General features: G+C 57.6%; 13 protein-coding genes and 1 pseudogene. 8 read left to right on the top strand and 6 right to left on the bottom strand.

Annotation, left to right across the window (positions count from 1 at the left end; translation table 11 throughout):
• The first annotated feature begins 116 nt into the window (after nucleotides 1-116).
• Together ACI1P1_RS13045 and ACI1P1_RS13040 are read left to right on the top strand one after the other, a co-directional pair.
• Complete coding sequence (locus ACI1P1_RS13045) at nucleotides 117-959, top strand: creatininase family protein (protein WP_416216823.1); 843 nt, start codon at nucleotides 117-119, stop codon at nucleotides 957-959.
• A gap of 41 nt (nucleotides 960-1,000) precedes the next feature.
• Nucleotides 1,001-1,879, top strand: a complete 879-nt coding sequence (locus ACI1P1_RS13040) for a MerR family transcriptional regulator (protein WP_416216822.1) — start codon at nucleotides 1,001-1,003, stop codon at nucleotides 1,877-1,879.
• A 26-nt stretch (nucleotides 1,880-1,905) separates the two neighbouring features.
• On the opposite strand, the pseudogene ACI1P1_RS13035 reads toward ACI1P1_RS13040, so the two are convergent.
• Nucleotides 1,906-2,639 (bottom strand): annotated as a pseudogene (locus tag ACI1P1_RS13035) (class I SAM-dependent methyltransferase).
• A 545-nt stretch (nucleotides 2,640-3,184) separates the two neighbouring features.
• Here ACI1P1_RS13035 and ACI1P1_RS13030 point away from each other — a divergent pair.
• Entirely contained in the window at nucleotides 3,185-3,949 is a 765-nt protein-coding gene (locus ACI1P1_RS13030; RefSeq protein WP_416216821.1) for a polysaccharide deacetylase family protein, read from the top strand.
• Between the two features lie 84 nt (nucleotides 3,950-4,033).
• On the opposite strand, the gene kdgT is transcribed toward ACI1P1_RS13030, so the two are convergent.
• The 5 genes from kdgT to ACI1P1_RS13005 all read right to left on the bottom strand — a co-directional run bounded on the left by kdgT (nucleotide 4,034) and on the right by ACI1P1_RS13005 (nucleotide 11,058).
• Complete coding sequence (gene kdgT, locus ACI1P1_RS13025) at nucleotides 4,034-5,023, bottom strand: 2-keto-3-deoxygluconate transporter (RefSeq protein WP_416216820.1); 990 nt, start codon at nucleotides 5,021-5,023, stop codon at nucleotides 4,034-4,036.
• A 129-nt stretch (nucleotides 5,024-5,152) separates the two neighbouring features.
• Nucleotides 5,153-6,187: a tripartite tricarboxylate transporter substrate binding protein gene (locus tag ACI1P1_RS13020; protein ID WP_416216819.1), complete on the bottom strand. Its 1,035-nt coding sequence runs from the start codon at nucleotides 6,185-6,187 to the stop codon at nucleotides 5,153-5,155.
• 153 nt (nucleotides 6,188-6,340) lie between these two features.
• Nucleotides 6,341-8,656, bottom strand: coding sequence for a helix-turn-helix domain-containing protein (locus ACI1P1_RS13015; RefSeq protein WP_416216818.1), 2,316 nt, complete (start codon nucleotides 8,654-8,656; stop codon nucleotides 6,341-6,343).
• A gap of 242 nt (nucleotides 8,657-8,898) precedes the next feature.
• Nucleotides 8,899-9,906 (bottom strand): LacI family DNA-binding transcriptional regulator, encoded by a 1,008-nt coding sequence (locus ACI1P1_RS13010; RefSeq protein ID WP_416216817.1) that lies wholly within the window; start codon nucleotides 9,904-9,906, stop codon nucleotides 8,899-8,901.
• A gap of 27 nt (nucleotides 9,907-9,933) precedes the next feature.
• On the bottom strand, nucleotides 9,934-11,058 hold the full coding sequence (locus tag ACI1P1_RS13005) for an amidohydrolase family protein (protein WP_416216816.1): 1,125 nt from the start codon (nucleotides 11,056-11,058) through the stop codon (nucleotides 9,934-9,936).
• Nucleotides 11,059-11,304: 246 nt separating this feature from the next.
• On the opposite strand from ACI1P1_RS13005, the gene ACI1P1_RS13000 reads away from it, so the two are divergent.
• The 5 genes from ACI1P1_RS13000 to ACI1P1_RS12980 all read left to right on the top strand — a co-directional run bounded on the left by ACI1P1_RS13000 (nucleotide 11,305) and on the right by ACI1P1_RS12980 (nucleotide 23,112).
• The gene (locus tag ACI1P1_RS13000; protein WP_416216815.1) at nucleotides 11,305-12,138 is read left to right on the top strand and encodes an RMD1 family protein; all 834 of its coding nucleotides are present in this window, start codon (nucleotides 11,305-11,307) and stop codon (nucleotides 12,136-12,138) included.
• A gap of 9 nt (nucleotides 12,139-12,147) precedes the next feature.
• The gene (locus tag ACI1P1_RS12995) at nucleotides 12,148-12,972 is read left to right on the top strand and encodes an RMD1 family protein (protein WP_416216814.1); all 825 of its coding nucleotides are present in this window, start codon (nucleotides 12,148-12,150) and stop codon (nucleotides 12,970-12,972) included.
• A gap of 124 nt (nucleotides 12,973-13,096) precedes the next feature.
• Nucleotides 13,097-13,342, top strand: a complete 246-nt coding sequence (locus ACI1P1_RS12990) for a hypothetical protein (protein ID WP_416216813.1) — start codon at nucleotides 13,097-13,099, stop codon at nucleotides 13,340-13,342.
• Nucleotides 13,343-13,529: 187 nt separating this feature from the next.
• Nucleotides 13,530-14,279 carry a spermidine synthase gene (locus ACI1P1_RS12985; RefSeq protein WP_416216812.1) on the top strand — a complete coding sequence of 250 codons (750 nt, stop codon included), beginning with the start codon at nucleotides 13,530-13,532 and terminating at the stop codon, nucleotides 14,277-14,279.
• A 115-nt stretch (nucleotides 14,280-14,394) separates the two neighbouring features.
• Nucleotides 14,395-23,112, top strand: coding sequence for a GH36-type glycosyl hydrolase domain-containing protein (locus tag ACI1P1_RS12980; RefSeq protein WP_416216811.1), 8,718 nt, complete (start codon nucleotides 14,395-14,397; stop codon nucleotides 23,110-23,112).
• Nucleotides 23,113-23,292 lie beyond the last annotated feature (180 nt).

Raw genomic sequence — 23,292 nt, 5'->3', positions numbered from 1 at the left:
AATAAGGCCCCAGCATCCTGCCAGCCCGCGGGAATTTGCTGGGGCCTCTTGACCTTGCCCTTGGGGCAGGGGCTACAGTGGTCGGGAAGTCACATGACCACCGGGAGGTTTATACAATGGCGATACGTAAGGCGGAAGAGATGACTTGGACAGAGATGGACGGTCTGGACCGGGAGGAGACGGTTTGTTTACTGCCACTGGGTCCCTTGGAGGAGCATGGCCCCCACCTGCCGCTTGGTACGGATCTTCTGACCGCAGAAGGAATGGTCGAAATGGCGGCCGAATTGCTGGAGAAGGAGGATCCTGCTTCTATCTATTTACTGCTTCCGCGGCTATGGGTGGGGCACAGCGAAGGGGCTATGCACTTCTGCGGAACCTTGTCAGTGGGGACGGCAACCCTCAAGGCGCTGGTTACCGATCTTTGCATCGCTCTTACCCGCCACGGCTTCCGCAAGGTACTGCTTGTAAATCATCATATGGATCTGTTCCATATCCGGGCCTTGCTGCAAGCCGCGGAGGAGGTAAACCGCAGCTATGCCACCCGAGTGGTGGAAGCGTCCAGCGCCATTTTCTTCACCGGGAAGGAAACCGCCGGAGAGCGGGAGCCACAAGGTTCGCTGCACGGCCATGAGGAGACGGAAATCCACGCCGATGTGCGGGAAACCTCGTTTATGCTGCACCGCCACCCCCAACTGGTGCATCCCTGCTACCGGGAGCTGCCCCCTGTGAGGATACGCATTGCAGAGGAGCTGCAGCAGGGTCATATTTACTTTGATGAAATGGGAGCGGCCGAGGGATATATGGGCAGCCCCGCACAAGCCACTGCAGCTCTGGGGGCGGCGCATCTGGAGGCAGGCGCCCGGGCTATCGCAGATTTGGCCCGCAGGCTAGTTCGCAATGAGGACATTGTCCAGATTGGGCCGCATATGGAGAGGGTGCTGCGGCATTTGCCCGGTTAACGACGATTATCGACCACTAAATGAACCATGGGGGGGCTTATATGTATACCAGGGGACAATTTTCGCATATCGCCCGGATATCGATGAAGGCACTGCGCCTTTATGACGAGATAGGGTTGCTCAAGCCCGGAAGGGTGGACGCCGCCAACGGGTACCGCTATTACAGCCGTGTCCAATTGGAGGAAGCAGCCAGAATCCTGGAGTGGCGGAAATATGGGTTCAGTCTGCAGGATATGCTGGAACTTCAGCCGCTAGCAGACACGGAGGAGGGGCGTGCAGAGCTGATGGGCAGACTCCGGGAGAAACAGCATGAGCTCGAGGCGGAGGTGGAAGCAAAGCGGCTGATCATCGGTGAATTGGCTGCCCGGGGGGCGGACTTGGCGGGACCGGCGCAGGAGAACGTCCCGGAAGCGGCATCCTATGGGATAAGCTTGAGCCTTGCGGGAGGTTTATATATGCTGAGCTGCCGCCAAACGACCGCCATCCAAGATGCCGGTCAGTTGGTAGGCAAGCTTTACGAGACTTTATTCGCCCGTTCCCTGACCGCGTCTGGCGGACATCTCCTGATTTACCATCAGGAGGGCTATGAACCGGATTCGACGAATTGGGAGGCGGGGCTGCCTATACAGCTTCCAGCCTCCGGTTTTGTCCCTCCAGAGGGGTTGGTCCGTTTCCCTGAGCGTTTATGCGCCTCCACCCGGCATAACGGTTCCTTTTCCAAACTCGGTTTGGCCCATGCCGCTGTTTTGGACTGGATCCGGGATAACGGATATGAAGCGGACGGCCCACCCTTTGAGCAATATGCTCCGCTGCCCCTTGGGCGGTTTCATCCGTCCTCAGCGGTTACCACCGTATTTTACCCGGTCAGGATCCTCACGGGCTTCGAGCCCATGACCAGTCATGAAAATGCCAAGGACTAGGACTAGGACGTCTCATAAGCCGCAAACTACAGCTTTCTTGCTTTCATGACAAAAGTTACAGGAAGCATCTTTGCCTTTCTTGCAAATTCGCTATCCCGTGTTTGTATAATATGATCATCAGATTCCTCAATCATTTGCTCAATGAGAAACCCCGCTTTTGCCAGCGCATTTACATAAGTCGAAAGTTTACGATCCGATAATGTTAGCTCACCGTCATCAAGAGCTGCCGAATACCAAGATTCATCAAAATAACATTTCTTAAAGCAAGCCTATTATTTTCTGCAGCAACACATTTATGTATAGGATGGGACCAGCTAAAAATAAACACGCCATCTTTTTTTAAGTAAGAAGCGATTCGGCGAAAAGTACCCTCAAGATCGGTAGTCCAGCCTATGGCATAAATCGAATAAACAAAGTCAAAATAATCCTTGGGTATGCCACATTCTTCTTCCATGGGGGAACAAATCAATTTAGCTGAAAGACCACATGAGGTCAAATGTTGCATTGCTTTTTCGATTTGTTTTTCTGATATATCCATCCCCCACAATTCAGATGCTTTACGGTCCCCCTGATATTGCAAGGACTGACCGTTCCCACAGCCTATCTCCAACATCTTTTTTCCTGAAACATCACCAAAAAGCTGGTGTTTTTCTTCCGAGACAAATGCTCCATAAAAAGGAAGCACAATTGCCCCTAAGTAGTCATTTCCTTTTGTATCCCAATAGAAGCTGTTTGTTTCATGTATAACCTTCTTATCCATGTTGATCGAGTTGGCGACACCGACCTCACCAGCACCGATAACGTTTGTTCTACAAATAGAATCCTTGTTCAAGCAGACACTCCCTCTCCTAAATAGGTAAATTTTACGGCATATTTGTTTGATTACGAATAAAGTTTCAAAAGCGTCAGGAACATATGTTCCTTATCTGTGATAGTACCATGTATTACCATATATCTCAATGACTATATCCAAGTTCTAACGGCGGTGAAAGACGCTATTTGCCCTTAAACAGGGGGTTGGAAAATCTAACGGAAGCAGGAGACGTTATTAGGCCAAAAAAGGGCTTGGGACGGGTGTATCTGCCCAAATAGCGTCTGTGGCCGCCGTTAGATTTTTTGAAGCGGTGTTTTCGCTGAAATAAGGTCTTTCCCCGCCGTTAGAATCCTTAGCGGCTTGGCGGCTATCGCCGGAAACAAGAATACCGGTGGCGGATGCACCATCTTCGGAGGAAATTACACTGTATGGAATGCCGCGGATGTTGCCATATTAACAAGACCCCAATACCAGGAAAGGAAGCTGGTCTTGTGAACCTATGGAGTCATTCCGCGCTGGCCGCCGCCGTCAGTATCAGCTTGGGCATCCTGCCCGTGTTTGGTGATAAGCTGGAGGCCCCCCGCCATGACAGGCGTTATTACGAATCTACCGGAGAGATCATCTGGGAGGTGCCCACGCAGCAGAAGATTGTGGCACTGACCTTTGATGACGGGCCGGACCCGGACAACACCGCCCTCATTCTGGACCTGCTGAAGCAGTACAACGCCAAAGCCACCTTTTTTGCCATCGGCGAGAAGGTCAGCCGCAATCCGGAGCTGGCCAGACGGGAAGCCGAGGAGGGCCATGAGCTGGCGAACCATACGTACCACCATCTGTTTTTGAACAACCGCTCCTTTGGCAAGCTGGAAAAGGAGATTGTGGAAACGGAGAGGGTGATCCGGGAGGCCACAGGCCAAAAGCCCACTCTGTTCCGCCCGCCGGGAGGCATCTATAATGACAGGCTGATCGCCCTGGCGCGGCAGCACGGATATGTGGTGGTGCTGTGGTCCTGGCAGCAGGACACCAGGGACTGGAGCCGCCCGGGTGTGGGGAAAATCGTCAGCCGGGTTCTGGATCATCTGGAGAACGGCAATATCATTCTCCTGCATGAATATGTGGAGGGCGGGTCGCAAACGGTAGAAGCCCTCAAAACCATCCTGCCCGAGCTGAACAAACGGGGCTATCGGATGGTGACGGTTTCCGAGCTGGTGAAGTACAAGCTGGCCAATCCCATGCTTCGGGACAGCACCCCCTAATTCTTTTTCAGAAGCGGATATATCCCCCCAAAAAAAGCTGCACCCGCTCCCCTTACGGAGAGCGGATGCAGCTTCTTCATGTTGTTAGGCGGCCCGGACGGAGGACGCGTTGGCGCTTTTCCCCTGGCGCTTCTTCATATAACCGGAGTAGTATGCGGTGACAATCGGCACCAGGATGGAGGTGACGATAACGCAGGCGGCAACAAGTGCTGTGGCGGATTGAGCCGCCGGCAAAAACTCAGGCTTCATATTGGCAATGATCATGGGGTTGGCTACAGCTGCGCCGGCAGTGCTGGATGCGGCCAGACCTGCGGTGCCGTTGCCACCGCCGATAAATTTGTCGGCCAGAATCAGCGGGATGCCGGTGATAATGATCACGGCGATTCCCAGCAGGATGCCCAGAAGGCCGGTGTCCACAATCACCTTCAAGTCAATGGAGTTGCCCAGCGCAAAGCCGAAGAAAGGGATCATGGTTTGGGTCGCCTTGCTGAACATGTCGCGCAGATCCGTATCCAGGTTGCCCAATACAAAGCCCACCAGGAAAGGCAGGATTGCGCCTACGAAGGTATGGGGTTCAAATGCGGCCAGGCCGGTGCTGCCAAGAATCAGCATGGTGACCAGCGGGCCCGATTCCAGGGACATCAGCACGAAGGCTCCGGCTTCTTCCTTGGAGCCGTACTGCTGCATAATGGAGGCATACAGACCGCCGTTGGTCATATCCATCACGGAGATCAGGGCCAGCACCGACAATCCGGCGAAGAAGCCGGTCTGGATGCCGCCCTCCGGCAGGAACAGGGAGGCGATAGCCGCTACGCCCCAAGCCACGGCGATTTTGGTCAGAACCAACGTACCCGACTTGCGCAGCACTGTACCGGTGGCCCGGATATTGATGCCGGCACCCATACAGAAGAACCAAACTGCCAGAATGGGGACCGTCCCTGTCATCAGCCCGTTGGTGAAGGAGCCGAAGTATTTGCCGGAATCCGGCGCGAAGGTATGGACAATGGCACCCAGGAACAGCGGGATCAGCATCATGCCGCCAGGGATTTTGTCGATGGTTTTTTTGATATTCATGGTCGAATCAGCCTTTCGTTATGGTATTTTGTTTCATTAATTGAAAATAATTCCTCAAAATGGGCGCAGAAAGCCCCGGCCCGGCGGTCCGCCCCTGTTATGGGCGCTCCGGACCTGTTTCTGCTTCATTTATTTGCGGCTTAATCCCAGCTCCGGGATCAGCCGGGCAAACAAATCATGGCTTTTCTTCAGCTGCTGACCGAACTCTCCGCCGCTGCGGACTAAGAGGCCTAACCCGTTTTCTTTCATATGATCCCGGAATTCCTTTTCCTCGGTTCCCTTCATGAAGGCATCCGCCAGGACCTGGGTAATGTCATCCGGTGTATCCTTGGGGACCGCCAGCCCCCGCATGGTTCCGACAAAGCCGATGGCAAGCCCCGTCTCCTCCTGGAGCGTCGGCACCCCAGGCAGGGCATCCGTCCGCTCCGCCGCCTGGATGGCCAGCGTGCGCAGCTTGCCTTCGGTTACCAGCTTCTTCACCTCAGCGGGGCTTACGGTTACCGCGTCCACGAAGCCGCTCAGCAGAGCGGAAACGGCTGGCCCCGCCCCCTCATACGGAATATGGCTGAAGGTTACACCGGCGCCCTTCTCGAGAATCGCCGCCTCCAGATGCCAGATGCTGCCGGTCCCCGCGTTCCCGATTCTCAGCTCACCCGGATGGGCTTTGGCGTAAGCAAGAAACTCGGCTGCGGTTTTCCATGGCGCCTGGGCTCTTACAGTCAAGGCCGAGGGATCGAAGTTGGTCTGGGCAATAGGCTCAAACCGCTCGTAGGTTATCGGAAGCAGGCCCAGATGGGGAAGGGTTGTTAATTCCATAGGCAGGAAGGTAACGGTGTAGCCGTCTCCCTTGGCATTGGCCCCTTCCATCAGCCCGATGGAGCCGCCGCCTCCTGTACGGTTGAGGACGACAATAGGCTGGCCCAGATGTTTTTCCGCGGCCTTGGCCAAGGCTCTGGCGGTAATATCGGTTCCGCCTCCTGCGGCATAAGGCACGATCAGCGTAACCGCCTTATTCGGAAAGGCGGTGCTGCGCGTATCCTCCCCCTCCTCCCCTCCACGGCAGGAGGCCAATAACAGCACGAGCGCTGCCGCAAGCATCAGCTTGCCGATGCCTGTGAGACCCGCCGCGGCCGGCAAGATCCTCCATCCGTTTGTCCCCTTCATGGCGATCCCCCGTTTCTTCAATATGAAAGTCCGGTGCCGTGTCCATCCTGCCGGACACCTGCCCGCTCCCCCACCTCCCGTCCGCCTGGCAACGGTTCTTGTGAATGTTTTCTCAAGTTGAGTATATCTCTCCCGGGGGTGGCCAACAATCGTTCATTCTTCCGGCAGGTCTTCAGAAACCCCGGAATGGCGCGGTTTTGGCGGATCTGCATATCCGTTGGCATATTTGCTGGTTTCCCGGTATTTGCCCGGTGTGATGGATTTGCTCTTCCGGAAAGCCCGGATGAAGCTGTTTTCATTTTGGTAACCGACCTGTGTGGCGATGTCCGCAATCTTCAACGGAGTTTCCCGCAAAAGCCCGCAGGCCTTCTCGATCCGCAAGGCTGTCAGATAGTCGTACACGGTGCTGCCGGTTTCCTCCTTAAATATGGTACTCACTGAGGAAATGCCCATATTGATGTGATCGGCCACATCCTGCAGCCCGATGCTCTTGTGCAGATTCTCCTCCATAAAACGGATCATAGCCTGCACCAATTGATGCTCCTTGGTCTCCTTGCGGCGGTTCCGCTCCTCCGCTAATTCACCGGCCATTCCGGTGAGCATAGCTTCAATATCCTCCAGGCGGGTGGTGGACAGCCCTTGTCCGCTATAGCTAGCCGTTTGCGCCTTGCTGCCGCTTGCAGCAAGAAGCTTCATCAGCTCCTCCGCAAGCTCCTCCACCGCCTTATATACCCGTTCCGGCTGAATTCTGTGCCTCCTGGCTTCCCCCATTCCCTTGCGGACCCATTGGACAGCCGTTTCCTTATCTCCGGCGTTCACCGCATTCAGCACCTCACGCTTCCAGCTTTCCGCGGCGAAACTCTCCTCTTCATCATTTCCCGGATCGGTGGTCTGGTAATCCCGCACCTGCCCGTAGCCTTCATACAGCCGGAGCAAGAGAGCCTCCCTGGCCTCCCCATAGGTGCCGGCCACCTCCAGAATACCGGCTGCCGGAGAACCGATCGCAACGGACACAGAGATACTCAGGTACTCCCCGACAACCCGGATCAGCCTGGCCGCCTCCTCGTGCAGGCTTGCCGCTCCTTGCTCCTTCGCCTGGAGAAGCAGCGCGTAGCCGTCCTTGCCCACCGGCAAGCTCACAGCCCGCCAATGCTCCGCCAGCACCTCCAGCAAAATATTGTTGAGGGCATATTTCAGAAGCATCCGGTCCTCCTCGGCATACCCGGACACCCACTTGCCGTAATGGTCCACGGAAACCGCCAGCACCTCTAATCCACCGGGCTGCCAGTCCGGGAAATACTGACTCCACTTGATCAGAATCTCTTGGGAGCCCATGGTCTGCCCCAGGACATCCTGCAGAAATTTGGACCGGAGCTCCGGCAGGCTCTGCTCAGCCAGCACCGATTGTTTGCTTAAATCCCGCAGCAGCTTGCCGATTACCGGCTCCAACGAATGGAGATCTCCTTGGGCTACCGACTTTTGCAGCGGGCTCAGAAGCTTGTTGATCCGCTTTAAGGGGCGGAATGCCGCGTAATTGTAGTAGTACATGGCGGAGCAGCCTACCACAATGGAAATGAGGGATAACAGAAGCATCATGTTCCGGGCCATGCGGACATTTTTCAGCAGCTCCTCCATAGGCACCAGGGAAATCATCCGCCAGCCCGTCACATTGGAGAAGGCCTGGTTGGCCATATAATCCTGCCCGGCTACCTTCACATAAGCGAAGGGATTCACGTCGATGGAGGCCATCACCTTGTCCATTTCGGGGAGAGGGACCGGGATGTTCAGCTTGGGATAGATCAGTTCCCCTTCCAGATCATATACGTATTGGTGGCTGGAGAGATGGGTATATATTTTGGAGAAAAACCGGTCATAATCCATATTCACCAGCACCGCGCCGCGCACCGCACCTTCCAGTACCACCGGTCTGGCCAGGGAAAGCAGCTCCACCCGCCCGGCCGGGCCTTCGCCTCCCTGCATCCGGCGCTTGACCAAAAGCGGCTTAGTCTCCAGCTCCTGTATCCAGCCGGACCAGGTGTGGTCTGCTGCGTTCTCCCAGGTAGAGGCGTAGCCGTCCTTGCTGGATAAGGCTGCTCCGGGCTGAAAGGCGATCACCGCAATGGAACGGATGTCGGGATGGTTGGCCAAGCTGGCCAAATAATCCGTCAGCACCTGCTCGGGCTGCTGTCCCGGAGTTGGGGGACTCCGCAGAAAATCCAGCACATATGGGTGAAAGGCGGCATCCAGCGCCTTGGTGTCGGATTCCTGGAAAGCCCGGTTGGTCACATCCACATTAATCTGCAGCAGCTCCACATTGGGTGTGTTGAGCTCCGTATCCAGCACCTCCCGGTACTTGGAGTAGGAATAGGTCCCGATGAGCGTGATGCACAGGGAAACGGCCACCGTCAGGATCAGGATCAGCCTGGTTTTTTGATTGGTAAACACATACTGCACGATATATCGGAACATAGCCGCTGTTCATCCTTCCGAAAAGCAGTTGACGCTTTATCATTTTATCAGAGCAAGCCTGGCAGTTTAGAGTCAATCTTAAAGTATAGGATTATTCAGGGGGATGGTCAACCGCCCTCATTCTCCCAGGTTTGCCCCAACAAAAAAAACTGCCGGATCAGCTGATGCATGATCCGGCAGTAGCCCACGAATTGTCCGATGTCGTTCGGTGCAGCACCTGGTCAAGATGTGCGCACCAATTTTTATAAGCGTTTAACGGAATCCCGCACCACAAGGGAAGGAGCGATCCGCTCCCCTTGGGAGGGACCTCCATTCAGCAGATTGGCCAGCAGCTCCACTGCCCGGGCACCGATCCGCGCGTTGTCATGGCAGATTGTAGTCAAAGGAGGGTTCATATAGGCTGTAAAAAAAGCGCCGTCATAGCCCATCACCGACAGATCCTCCGGAACCCGGAGCCCTTCCTTAGCCAGAGCGGTAATGGCGCCCATAGCCATCAGATCATTGGCGCAGCAGACGGCGGTGATTTCCGGGCAGTCACTTAGAAGCCTCATAACAGCCTGTCCTCCACTGGCTCCGCTGAAATCCCCTTGTGCCATCAACAGCTTCATGGTGGAAGGTTCAGCCCCGTTTGCCATCGCTTCCCGGAAACCTTCCACCCTCTCTTGGCACATGGATAAACCGGGCGGACCGTCGATATAGCCAATGATCCGGTGGCCGTACTCCGTCAGCAATTGACCGGCAAGCCTTCCCCCTTCCCTGTCGCCGGAGCGCACCTGTGAGCATTGCGGGCCTAGGGCATCGCTGAGAGTGACGCTGGGAAGCTTCAGCTTCAGCGCCTCCTTCATCAGCGGGTGGCCCTTCCAGAAGGGCGGCATAAACACCCCGCCCTCCAGATTCCGCTGCTGCACCCATTCCTTCAGACTGCCCAGCCTGTATCGGTTATGGGGCACCGGAAAAATAACCGCATCCTTACCCAGCTCACGCAACGCCTTGTTTATGGGCGGAAAGAATTCATGATGCTCCGGGGTAGCCTCCACCTCAAATTCAGGCATAAAAATGCCGATTAAACCGCTTTTTTTGCCCACCAGCTGCTTGGCTCCCAGATTGGGCACATAACCCAACTCTGCGGCTTTCTTCTCCACCAGGGAAATGGTATCAGGGTGAACGCCATAGCTGTGATTCAATGCCCGGGAGACCGTGCTGAACCCAATACCCAGCTCACGGGCAATATCCTTAATGGTCGCTCGCATGAAATATCTCCCTTCCATAAACAGTATTCACTTATTATCCGCCAATAGCTTACCGGCTTCAAGTTTTGTTAACGCCTTGTCTGCGGCCGGCCGGATCCCTTTCGTCTCAAGATCCTTCAGCTGTTTCTTCGTGGCGGGTACCTGACGGATCAGTGCATCGAAATTATCATGGGCGAGCTTTTGTACCAATTGGGGCTCATCCTTCAGCAGATCAAGCACACGGTACATAGCCTCGATAGCCGTCGTCTCTCCATATGGCAGCCCGTACCCTGAATCTGTGCTCAGGAGCACCCTGTCCGGAAATTTGCGGATAAGCGGCAGGAAGTCTTCAAGCTTATTGCTGCTTTCGGGATTGAAGGCTGTAAAGCCCGCGAAAAAATCGGCATAAAGATTGGTATGCTTCTCCATCAGGCTCTCAATGGCTTCGGGGGAGTTATACGCATTGATGTGTCCAAAAATAAAAGCTGTGTCCGGGTATAGCCGCAGCGCCTCCTCCAGCTTCTCTACCGGGCGTCCGCTGGTGGGATCAATATGCAGAAGAATGGGCGCCCGGTACTCCGCGCATAAAGCATAAATTTGCGGCAGGTAACCGTCCATGGGATGGTCAGCCTTCCAGAGCACCTTGGATACCACAGGCGAATAAGTGGAAGCGGCCGCAATTTCACCCAGCCCCATGTAACCCTTTTCCAAGTTATCCCTTACCGTATTCAAGCTATCTGGGCTGTGCAGATCGAAGCCGGAGAAGAACGGAATAATCTGCTCCGGATGTGCCTGATAGGCCTCCCAAGCAACGGCATCCGTCCGTACGGCACTGGGCTCCGACACATCTCCAAACAGGACAACCCGGCTCACCTTCAGACGCGGCCAGACGCCAAGCATGGCTTCGTACGATCCGCTGGCACCATGATTATGCACATCTGTAAGTCCGAGACTTCCGTATTCCTCTACCAATTGGCTTAACGACTTCTTCCCGGTTGAAGGACTCACTGCTGCAGCTCCGTTCCCTGTTGTGGGGTGTATTGAAGCGGAAATTCCATTGTCCGCGGGCAAATTCCGTCCCCGGGTTTTCTCAGCCAGCCATAATCCAATGCCTGTCAGGATAAGCAGCAGAGCTAATACGGTCAGAACCCGGCCTTTTGCAGAATGAAGCATATTCTCATCCCATCTCTCTCTTTAGAATAGGAAACGTTTCCTACATTCTCAATATCATTATATCTTTTCCCCAAATAACGTCAAGAATAATTTAGGAAACGTTTCCTAAATAAATAATAAGACAATTGGCGCGACAGCTTTTAGCATTGAAGAGTATACTATTGGAAAAGCCCCTGTCTGAGGGGCTGCCGGCATAGCGGGCAGGGGCTTGTCATATGATTCCCTTATAAGGGAGAGTGAACGGAAATGTCCCACACTGCCATGAGCTTCAAGGCTTTTGCGGTAACCAATGAAATCGATCTGAACAAAATTGCCAATGACTGCGGCATTCCTAAAAAATACACCTGGGAGGAGCCCTTGATCTTAAAGGGGGAAATCCTGGGGCGCATTCTCGGAACGGAAAGCGGCTCCGACAGGCAGGTTATGGTTTTTTCCTTCGGCAGCATTGTATTCATTAACCATAAGAATCAAGAGGACATTTCGGTTTTCCTCCGTTACGTGCAGCGCTTCGAGGCGGATGTGAATACGGTCGCCCCCGAACGGTATTCGGATGATTACAGCCTCCATATCGGAGGCACGGATTCCTTGGTGCTCACGGATGAGTTCGTGATGGTTCCGGAATACGCCATGTTTTATCCCGAGCTCATCTCTACGGTGATTGCCAAATCCGTGGCCCTGGAAAAAACCGAGGAGGAGCTGGGCCGCATTTTGGACCGGCTGGAGGTCATGATCGACCGGCTGGAAAAGGGGAAGCTGCGGGTCAGCGACAAGGAGCTGGCCCGGACCACGGCGCGGATCGTCCGGCATGAGTACAATACCATTGCCTACATCATGATTCTGGACAAGCCGGATATCACCTGGACCAACAGCGGGGCGGCGGAGTTCTATGACCGGATGTCCGAATTCTTCGAGCTGAATGACCGTTATTCCATCCTGAAAAACAAAACGGAAATCCTCTCCAACATGATGGAGGGTTTCTCGGCCATCAGCCATTCCATCCGGGGGATGTTCGTCGAGTGGGTGATTGTGCTGTTGATTGTAGCGGAGGTCATCCTCATGTGCGTGGAAATTGTGAAGTAGGTGGGACCGATGAAACGGATCTATGTGCGGAGTCAGAAAATATGCCAGACCATTCCTCTCGACCGGCTGGCGGCCTTCTTCGGAGGCGCCTGGCCCAGCGCCTGGCGGGACTATATCACCCTGCAGCCCTTCCATCTGGAGGCTGTGCTGAAGAAGCCCTGCCCCGGCCGGATGGTGTTTGTGTTCAGCTTCGGCTGCATCGTGTTTGTCCAAATGGAGGAAGAGGATATCCAGACCTTCTTATCCTTTATGGCCGGGCTGGTGGATGAGGTGGACTATGGAATGGCCGCCCAGTTTTCCGAAAGCCTTATTATCAGCCTGGACGAAACGGGACGGATTATGCCGGTCGCGGAGGATCCCCGCAGCTTTCTGTGGGAGGAAACCACTGCCCAGGTTATTGCTTTGATTCTGGCCAAGTCCTCCGCATTGGCTAAAATTGAAGCGGATGTAGGGCAAAATGTGGACGAGTCCGGCGCGTATATCGATTATCTGTGGCGCGGCCGGTTGCGGATGAACAAAAAAGGGCTGACGGTGATGATCTCCAAGTTTCTCAAATTTGAATTGGAAAGCATCCGGGCGGTTCATATTTTTGACCGGTCTGCCGCCGAAACCAGCCTGGAGGCCCGGGGACTTTACGATCTGCTGGCGGAGCATTATGAGCTGAATGACCGTTTCCTAGCACTGCAAAGCAAAACCGGCAGCCTGCGCGCCACCATGCGGGCGTATAATTCCCTAAGCTACCGCAAAAGCGAAAATCGCCTTTACTGGTTCGAAGTATTCCTCCTGGCGCTGTTTCCGCTGGCCAGCATTTTGCGGCTGTTTTTCACCTTTTAGGCAGCGGACTGTGACGGACCTATCCGGACCAGATCCCGGCAAAATAGGTAAATGAACAAGCACCGTTTGCCCTCCCGGCATATATCGGTAGTGTAATCCAATATCCGATAAGGGAGTGAATGCTATGTCCTGCCCCAAATGTCCGGCAAGCCAAGTTGTTGATCCGCCTCAGGTGGTCTACCGGGATATTTACCTGCCTCAAGTGGTGGAGGTCATCCATCCCATCGAGATCGTCAACCGGTACCACTGCGTGCCTGTGCCGAAGCACTGCTACGCAGTAACTGTGCGGGACGAATTCTGTCCTCCCGCCATCGGCGGTGTTGCCGCGGTCAGCCAGGTCCGGAACGCCAAGCGCCGGGGAAAAAAATAAGCAAACGCTCAAAAACCCGGGCTCTGCGGAGTCCGGGCTTTTTGTTGGATAATGTCCTTATGAAATTCAGCTTCTAAAGATACGCCAAATCAGAAAAAATTTATTTTCACCCTCATCCCGACCCTGGTGTATGATGGTGCTTTAGAGAAGCGGCCCCGGCCCGCTTTAAGGAAAGGATGTCCCGAACATGCAGCTGATCCATCACACCCAAAGCCCCCAACAGGAGCTATACGTATACGATACCTTCCGTCTCTACGGACAAAACGGCCGTTTCCGGCTGCTCCAATTTTCCGAAAGCGCGGTACAGGGCGCCATGGACTTGGACCAGCCCGAGCGGGTTCTGTTTGAATATCCTCAGGCGATGATCCATCTGATGAAGCACCACCGGCCTGACTTCACCCGCGCCTTCATGATCGGGCTTGGAATTGGCACCATCCCCCGCCACTTCCCTGCCGGCACCTTCCGGGTGGCCGAGCTGGACGAGGAGGTGATCCGGATCAGCCGGGAATACTTCGGTTATACAGCAGATAATGTGGCCGCGGGGGACGGCAGACGTCTTTTGCTGGCCGAACCGGCCGCTTCCTTGGATTTTATCCTGGTGGATGCCTTCAACCCGGCGGGAACACCGCGGCATCTGACCTCGCTGGAGTTTTTCCGGCTGGCCGAACCCAAGCTTGCTGCGGGAGGGGCGGTCATCCTGAACCTGGCCGGCAAGGAATCCAACGACCGCCATATCAATGCCATCCATACCACGTTAACCCGCGTCTTCAAGCACACCGCCGCGTACGTGCTGCCGTCCTCCGGCAGACAATGCAATATCATTCTGGCCGCCAGTCAAAGGCCGGTAAGCGGCCGGATCAGCCAAATGGCAGGCTTCCGCGAAGCCGTCCTGGAGGAGGAACATTACGTCCGGGACCCGCGTTCATGGACAGATTAGAGGCTGTTCAGGATAGGCTCCAGCCTTTATTTTCTAAAAAAAGCTCATAAAAATCTCCATATCGTGGAATGGTAATGAAGTGACTTTATGCCATTCTTGTTGTTGGAGGTTTTGTATGGGTTGGAATGAGGATAAGCTAAGGGACCATGCACATAAGCTTGCACTTGAGCACGACCCGCACGAACGCCGCCTTTCGCCGAAGGCCTTGTGGAGGCAATTGGAAGGGGACATCGGGGAGCTGAGGGCCTTTGTCAGGGAGCTTCATGAGAACCAAGGCGCCTGCGGACAACCAGCCGAGGAATGGCTTTTGGACCATTCGGAATTTATTGAAGCGGAAATACTGGGCTTAAAAGAGGAGACCCTGGGCGTACCGGCCAAAACCCTGCCAGCCGTGGGCAAAGCCGGGGAACGCCGGATATCCGCCATCTGTGCGGCATATCTGGAGGAAACTGACGGCTTGTACGGGGAGGATACGCTGGTTGCTTACCTGGAGGCGTATCAGGAGGTTTCCGTGCTGTCCATTGCCGAAGCCTGGTCCCTGCCCATATTTATGAAAATAGAGCTGATCCGCCGGCTGGCCGCTCTGATGGAGCCGGTGAAGGAGCGGCGCAATATATGCGCCCGGGTGGACAGGATGCTGGCGGATATTCCGCCGTCAGAGCTGACACCGGAGCGGCTGAAGGAGTCTTTGGAGGGTGCCGGGCTGGAGCTGCCCCTGTCGGGTGCGGTGATTGTCCAGCTGGTCCGCCATCTGCGGGAGCATGCGGAGGATTCGGCGCATCTCGGCGAATGGCTGGTATGCAAGCTGGACAACGGACCGGAAAGCTTGGACTCCATTCTTTCTTATGATTATCAGCTGCAGGCGCAATATCAGGTGAGTACAGGCAATGTCATCGTGAGCCTGCGGAATCTCTCCCGGACCCAATGGAGTCCCTTGTTCGAGCAGATCAGCATGGTAGAGAACACCCTCCGCCGGGAGCTGGCCGGAGATTACCCCCGGCTGGACAGTGCCAGCCGCCACACCCTGCGCAGCCGCACGGCCACCCTGGCCAAGCGGATGCGGGTGCCGGAGAATCTGGTGGCGGCCAAGGCGGTAGAGCTGGCTGACGGGAGATTACGCGCCAAGGAGCATGAAGCAGCAGCAGCCCAAGCAGCCGGGGCCGATGCTGGAACCGGGAACAGCTTGCTCTCCCGGGACTGCTGCGCTGCCTATTATCTCTTAGAGGGGCGGGGGCTGAAAGCCCTGCAAAAGGCACTCCGCCAATGCGGCAAAACCGGGGCCCTGCCGGAAGCCGGGATCAAAACCCGGGCTGCCATGCTGTATATGCAGCTGTTGGTGCTGGCTTTTGCGGCGGCGCTGGTCTTGGCGTCCCTCTGGATCGGCGTGAGCGCCGGGAATCTGTCCCTTGGCGGCTGGACCGCCGTTGTGCTGCTGGCAGCACTGCCTGCCAGCGAATATGCCATTACCGCCCTGCATTGGCTGATCGAGCGGGTCAAAACCCCCAACCGGCTCTTGCGCTACGATTTCTCCGAAGGGGTACCCGAGGACGCTGCCACCATGGTGGTGATTCCTGTGATCTGGTCCACCCCCGAGGATGCCGCCGCCACCGCCGAACGGATGGAGCTTCATTATCTGGCTAACCGGGATCCGAATATCCACTTCGCCATATTGAGCGACTTCCGCGATGCGGACAAGGAGCGGCTGCCCCAGGACGAAAAGGTGCTGAAGCAGGCCACCGGTGAAATCGAAAAGCTGAACAGCCGTTATCCCGAAGCCACCTTCCACCTGTTCCACCGCAGCCGCCAATGGAATGATGCGGAGCAGGTCTGGATGGGCTGGGAGCGCAAACGCGGCAAGCTGGTGGAATTCGTCCGCCTGCTGAAAGGGGATGCCCACACCAGCTTTGGTACTGTGGCGGGAGACAGCTCTGTGCTCTCCCGCATCCGTTATGTCATTACACTGGATGCGGACACCCGCCTGCCTCTTGAATCCGGACGCCGGATGATCGGAGCCATGCATCTGCCCTACAACCGCCCCCGGCTGAATGCCGGCGGAACCCGGGTGGTCGAGGGGCACGGCGTGCTCCAGCCGAGAATCGGCATGACCTACGAAAGCGCCCGGAAGTCCCGGCTGGCCTCTATCTGGTCGTCTGAGCCGGGACTGGATCCGTACGCTTTTGCCGTGTCAGATCCGTATCAGGATGCTATGGGCCAGGGGATTTTTACAGGCAAGGGAATTTTCGACGTGGACGCCTTTCATACGGTTCTGAGTCATCTTTTCCCGGAAAACAGCGTGCTGAGCCATGACCTTCTGGAGGGCGGCTTTCTGCGGGCGGGTTTTCTTTCGGACATTGAGCTGATCGACGACTGCCCGTCCACCTTCCTGTCCCATCAAAAACGGCAGCACCGCTGGACGCGTGGAGATTGGCAGCTGCTGCCCTGGCTGAAGCGCCATACCCGGAATGCAGACGGGGAGCGGATTGCCGCCGACCTGACGCCCCTGACCCGCTGGCAGATCGTGGACAATTTGCGGCGCAGCCTGCTGGCGCCTGTGCTGCTGGCTATCACCATTCTGGCTGTACCGGTGCTGCCGGGCTCCCCATGGCGCTGGTACGGGCTGGTGCTGCTGACGCTGTGTGCGCCTTTTGTCCGCCAGCTGCTGACACCGCATACCTTGGTTTACCGGCCCAAGGGGCTGCTCCTTACTCTGGCCCAGTGCGCCTTGGCGCTGGTGACGCTGCCGTTCCAAAGCATCATGCTGCTGGATGCCGTGGGGCGGACCCTTTACCGGATCAGCGTGTCCAAACGCAGGCTGCTGGAATGGGTAAGCCAGTCCGAGGTGGAGCGGCAAAGCGGCAAAAAAGGCCAGCCCCTGCTGTCCGGCTTATCCGGCGGCTATGTTGCCATCGCTCTGCTGGCCCTCGGATTGTTTGCAGGCCGGACGATTCCGGCAGGCGGGGGCTGGGGCTCCGGCGGTTTCTCCGGTCAAGGCAGACGCTGGGCTTTTTTCCCTCCAGACGGAATCTGGGGGAGTATCGATGCGCTGCAGCTGGCCGGTCTGGCCGGAGTGATATTGTGGGCCCTGGCACCTCTGGTGGTACGTTGGCTGGACCGCGAGGCGGAATCCGACCAGGTGGTTTTCAGCAAGGATGAAGAGCAGGAGCTGCGTAAGCTGTCTGCAGATATTTGGGCCTTTTATGAGGCGTATGTGACGGAAGAGGATTCCTGGCTGCCCCCCGACAATGTCCAGATGGAAGGGGACAAAGGGGTCGCCCACCGCACCTCCCCTACGAATATCGGGCTGTATCTCACTTGTGTGCTGGCCGCCCGGGATTTCGGGTTTATCGACACACCGGGGATGATCGAACGGCTGGAGCGGACCATCGGCACCATCGAGAGGATGGAGAAATGGGAGGGCCATCTGTACAACTGGTACGACACCACCAACCTGGCTCCGCTGAACCCGGTGTATGTGTCCACTGTGGATTCGGGCAACCTGGCCGTCTGCCTGATTGCCGCCCGGGAGGGGCTTTTGGAATGGATGGAAACCGACGGACATCTGGGTATGAACGACCTGGTGCCGGACAGAAGAAGGCCCCGGAGCAAGGATGAGTTTCAGGTGGCCTTTGCCCAGGAGCTGACACCCCATATCGGCCGCCGTTCCACGGTACGCAACCGGGGTACACGACTGGCGGCGCGGATGGAATCGTTGGCGCGGTCTACCAACTTCCGCCCGCTTCTGGACGGGAAGACCAATCTCTTCTCCCTCGGGTACCATGTCAAAGAGGGCAAACGGGACAATGTGCTGTATGATCTTCTGGCCTCTGAAGCCCGGCAGGCCAGCTTTGTTGCTATTGCCATGGGCCAGGTGCCCGTATCCCACTGGAATGTGCTGGGCCGGACGTTGACCAAATCGGGCAGCCGCCCGCTTTTGCTGTCCTGGTCGGGAACCATGTTCGAATATCTGATGCCTTGGCTTTTCATGAAAACCTACCGGGATACCCTGTGGGACAGCACCTACCAGGCTGTGGTGGACCGGCAGATCGAATATGCCCGGCAGCGCAAGGTGCCCTTCGGGATTTCCGAATCCGGCTATTACGCCTACGATCATCAGATGAACTACCAGTACCGGGCCTTCGGGGTTCCGGGTCTGGGCTTCAAGCGCGGGCTGGAGCAGGATTTGGTGCTGGCCCCCTACGCCACCGTCATGTCGTTGCCCTTCTCCCGGGACCGGGGAATTGCGGCTTTACACGAAATGGAGGAATGGGGCGCCCGGGGCAAATACGGCTTTTATGAAGCCATCGACTGCACCCCCCGCCGGATGCCCGGAGGCAGCCGCCATATGGTGATCCGCAGCTTTATGGCCCATCATCAGGGTATGAGTCTGTTGACTCTGGGCAATTTGCTGCTGCCCCGGACCATGTATGACCGGTTCCACAAGAGCAAGGAGATCCAGGCGGCAGAGCTTTTGCTGCAGGAACGGATTCCGTCGAGGCCCAAATGGATCCGCCATCCGGAGATGTACCGGTCCACTCCCCGGCAGGAGAAACAGCCTGCGGATACCGCCTCCGTCCGGGAGTTCCGCTCCCCCCATACCGCCGTACCGGAGGTCTGCCTGCTCTCCAACGGCCGCTTCATGACGATGGTCACGGCCAGCGGTGCAGGCTACAGCAGCTGGGACGGCCTGTCCGTCACCCGCTGGCGGGAGGAGCCGGTGCGGGACTCCTGGGTCAGCGGGATCTATATTTGGGATGTGGGTGAGGACAAGCTGTGGTCAGCCTCTTATCAGCCTGCCCGGGTGAAGCCTGACGAATCGCTGATCCGCTTCGAGCTGGATAAGGCGGTTTTCCAGCGCCGGGACGGACTGGTGGAAACCAAGATGGAGATTGCTGTCTCTCCAGAGGCGGATGCGGAGGTGCGGCGGATTACCCTGGTCAACCACAGCGACGAGAAAAAGGTGCTGGAGGTCACCACCTTCATGGAGCTGGCCATGTCCAGTCCCATTGCGGATGATGCCCATCCCGCCTTCAGCAAGCTGTTTGTCCGCACTGCTTACGATGAAGACAGCGGCTGCCTCGTAGCAGGCAGGCGTCCGCGTACGGTGAAGGACCGTTCTCTCTGGTCCGCCCACCTGCTGGCGTCAGACGGGCAATCTCTGGGACCGGTGGAGTTTGAGACGGACCGGGCGGCCTTTGTGGGCCGGGGGTATACCCTGGCGGAGCCCCAAAACGCCAAAAGCCGGCTGAAGGCCAAAACCGGCTCGGTAGCGGACCCCGCCTTCATCATGCGGCGCAGAGTGGAGCTGGGTCCGGGAGAAAAAGCGGTGCTGTATGCGGTGACGGCTGTGGCGGATGAGCGGCAGGATGCGGTGGAGGCCGCAGCCCGTCTGGCCTGCGACCAGCAGGCGGACCGGGCGTTCCGGCTGGCGTGGAACCGCAGCCGGATCGAGCTGCGCAGCCTGCAGCTGGACGGGCGGGAAGCCGCCATGTTCCAGCGGCTGGCGGGGCTTGCGCTCTATACTCCGCCGCTGCGCAAGGACCGCCGGGAGGCGGTTGCCGCCAATGTGAAGGGGCAGTCGGGTCTGTGGTCCTTCGGAATTTCGGGCGACCGTCCGATTATGGTGGTGCAGATCGGCGATAAGAGCCAGCTGCCCTTTGTGATCAAGCTGCTCACCGGCCATGAATACGCCCGCCGGCTGGGGCTAGTTTACGATTTGGTGATCCTGAACCTGTCCCGGGACGGCTACCAGCAAGACCTGCAGGAGGCGCTGCAGCGGGCGGCGGAGCATGGTGTGGACCGCTTCGGGCACGGTGTCTCGGGCATCCATGTCATTCCTGTGCACCGTCTGGCGGAGGAGGAGAGACTGCTGCTGCTGGCGGCGGCAAGGGTCAATCTCCAGGCCGGCGGGGCCAGCCTGGCCTCCCAGCTGCGTACCCTGCGCGGCGACAGTCCGGCGCTGGCGCTGGTCAAGACAGGCGGCGGCAGTGTGGAAGGGACACCTGCCGTAGACAGCCGGATGCCGGCAGCACTGGGGCCGGGGATGGAAAAAGGAAGAGCAGGGACGACTCCGGATGGGTTGGATGGATCCAGAGTGTTGAGGTCTGATGGAACGGAAGCAGCGTGGACAGGACAAGAGGAGGCCAGAGGAAAACAAGCGAATCTGGACGGTACTGGAGGAGTAAGGACTCCTATTCACACGGCTCACGCTCAGCCCGGGACGACCCGTTTCTCTGTCGCTCCGGCGGGAATGGCCGGAGCGACTGGGCTGGGAATCACCCCGGGTGCGGGGCACGCTGCAGGGAGGAGCACTCTGCCTCCATTGGCAGCGGCGGACTCCAAGGAGCTTCTGTTCTTTAACGGCTGGGGTGGTTTTACACCGGACGGCCGGGAATACCGGCTTACCATAGCGGACGGCCGCCATCTGCCGGGGCCCTGGACCAATGTTCTGGCGAACCCCGGCTTTGGGGCCCTTGTTACGGAGCTGGGTACGGGCTATACCTTCTGGCGCAACAGCCGGGAGTGCAAGCTGACCCCCTGGTCCAACGACCCGGTGCTGGATCCGCCCGGGGAGCAGGGATATTTGAAGGATGAGGAATCCGGTCTTTTGTGGACCCTTACCCCTTCCCCCGGCAAACATCTTGAACCGTATACCGTTGTCCACGGACAAGGCTACTCCGTATTCCGACATGAGCGGGAAGGCATCCGCCATGAATTAACCTTGTTTGTCCCGGTGAAGGACCCGGTGAAAATCATGCGTTTGCGTCTTTCCAACACCTCCTCCCGGCAACGGCGGCTGTCGCTGGCGTACTATGCGGAGTGGGTTTTGGGGGTAGGACGGCAGCAAACGGCACCGCATATTGTGGTTCGCCGGGATGAAGCGGCTTCGATTATGACGGCGCAGAATACGTACCAGGAGCATTTCCGGGAGGCTACTGCATTCCTGGGAATTTTCCCTGAAGGCGGAGAGCGCCGGGAGACAGCGGGCCTGGGCGGCAGTGCGGGAGATGAAGATGAAAGCAGGAATGGAGGCAGCGGCCAAAGCTGGACCTCGGATCAGCTGGAATTTGTCGGCCGCAACGGCAGTATGGAGGCTCCCGCCGGGATGGCAGGAAACCGGCTGTCCAACCGGACCGGCGTCCAAGCCGCCTCCTGCGGCGCCATCCGCCAGGAGCTGATCCTCCTCCCCGGCGAAGAACGGGAGGTTCTGATTCTTTTGGGCTGCACCTCCTCCGAAACGGAAGCGGCGGCATTGGCCCGCCTATACGCTGACGGAGCCAAGTGCGATGCGGCCTGGGCAGAGATGGAGCAGTATTGGAATACCATGCTGCATCAGGTGAAGGTAACCACTCCCGCCCGGGAGATGGACCTGCTTTTGAACGGCTGGCTGCTGTATCAGACGCTGGCCTGCCGGATTTGGGCCCGCAGCGGCTTCTTCCAAGCCGGCGGCGCCTTCGGATACCGGGACCAGCTGCAGGATACGCTGGCGCTGCTGCATACGGCGCCGGAATTCGCCCGGCGGCAAGTGCTGCTCCACGCCGCCCACCAATATGAGGAGGGTGATGTGCAGCACTGGTGGCATGAGGAGACGGAGCGGGGCATCCGCACCCTGTTCTCCGACGACCTGCTGTGGCTGCCTTATGTGGCCTCCCGCTACACGGAGCATACGGGGGACCGGACTCTTTGGGAGGAAACCGCCCCTTATCTGGTGAGCGAGCCCCTGAAAGAAGGGGAGCACGAGCGGTATGAGCCGACGGTTCTTTCCGGACGGACAGGCACCATCTATGAGCACTGCCTTCAGGCGATCGAAAAAGCCCTGTCGCGCATCGGCGAGCATGGTCTGCCCCTGATCGGCGTAGGCGACTGGAACGACGGGCTGAATCTGGCCGGCGACAAGGGCCGGGGTGAAAGCGTATGGCTGGCTTGGTTTCTGGGGGAAATCCTCGAGCGCTTCGAAGGAATCTGCGGAGAGCGCGGGGAAACGGAGCGGGTGGACCGTTACCGGGAGCAGCGGGAAAGCCTGTTCCAGGCGGCTAATGCCCACGCCTGGGACGGCCAATGGTACCGCAGGGCCTTTACGGACTCCGGCACCTGGCTGGGCTCCATCCGCAATGATGAATGCCGGATCGATGCCATCGCCCAATCCTGGTCGGTGCTCTCCGGCGGAGCTCCGGACGATCGGGCCTGGCAGGCTATGCGGTCCTTCGACCGGGAGCTGGTGGACCGGGAGCTGGCCCTGGCGCGTCTCTTGACCCCCGCCTTCGACAAAACCGATCCCAGCCCCGGCTACATCCAGGGTTATCCCCCGGGTATCCGGGAGAATGGGGCCCAGTATACCCACGGGGTCATCTGGAGCATCGCCGCCTGGAGCAAGCTGGGACAGGCGGACAAAGCGGTTGAGCTGTTCCATCTGCTAAACCCGGTGAACCATACCCGGACCGATCAGGAGGTCCGGCAGTACACCGGCGAGCCATATGTGATGGCCGCCGATGTCTACACCTCCGAGCCCCACCGGGGCCACGCGGGCTGGACCTGGTATACCGGCGCCGCGGGATGGATGTACCAGGTAGGCCTGGAGTGGATCCTCGGCATCCGCCGCCGGGGCGACAGACTGTGGCTCGACCCTTGTGTCCCCGACGCCTGGCCGGGCTTCCAGGTGGACTATCGGTTCGGCAGCACCGTGTACACCTTGGTCTTCAGCAGGGAGCAGCCGGCTGGAGGCAGCAGGTATACTCTGCTGCAGGCGGGGCCGGAGGCTTACCTGGACCTGGCGGACGACCATATGCCCCACCGGATCACGGTTCTTCTGCCCCTAAAGAAGCAGGATCCCTCTTGATCTTCAAAGCAGTAACCAATAAACGCCTGCAGGCGGCCTGACCCATGCATCATGCGTGGACCGGCCTGCCTTGCAGGCGTTTTTTCTCGTGGGAAGGGTATTGCGTGATGCGGCGTCTTACCTGCAGACTCCAAACTTATCCTCGATGAAGGCACGGTGCGAACCTAACGGACACCAGAG

The organism is Paenibacillus mesotrionivorans (genome assembly GCF_046098205.1).
Lineage (GTDB): Bacteria > Bacillota > Bacilli > Paenibacillales > NBRC-103111 > Paenibacillus_AR > Paenibacillus_AR mesotrionivorans.
This window is presented reverse-complemented; position numbering and strand designations above follow the sequence as displayed.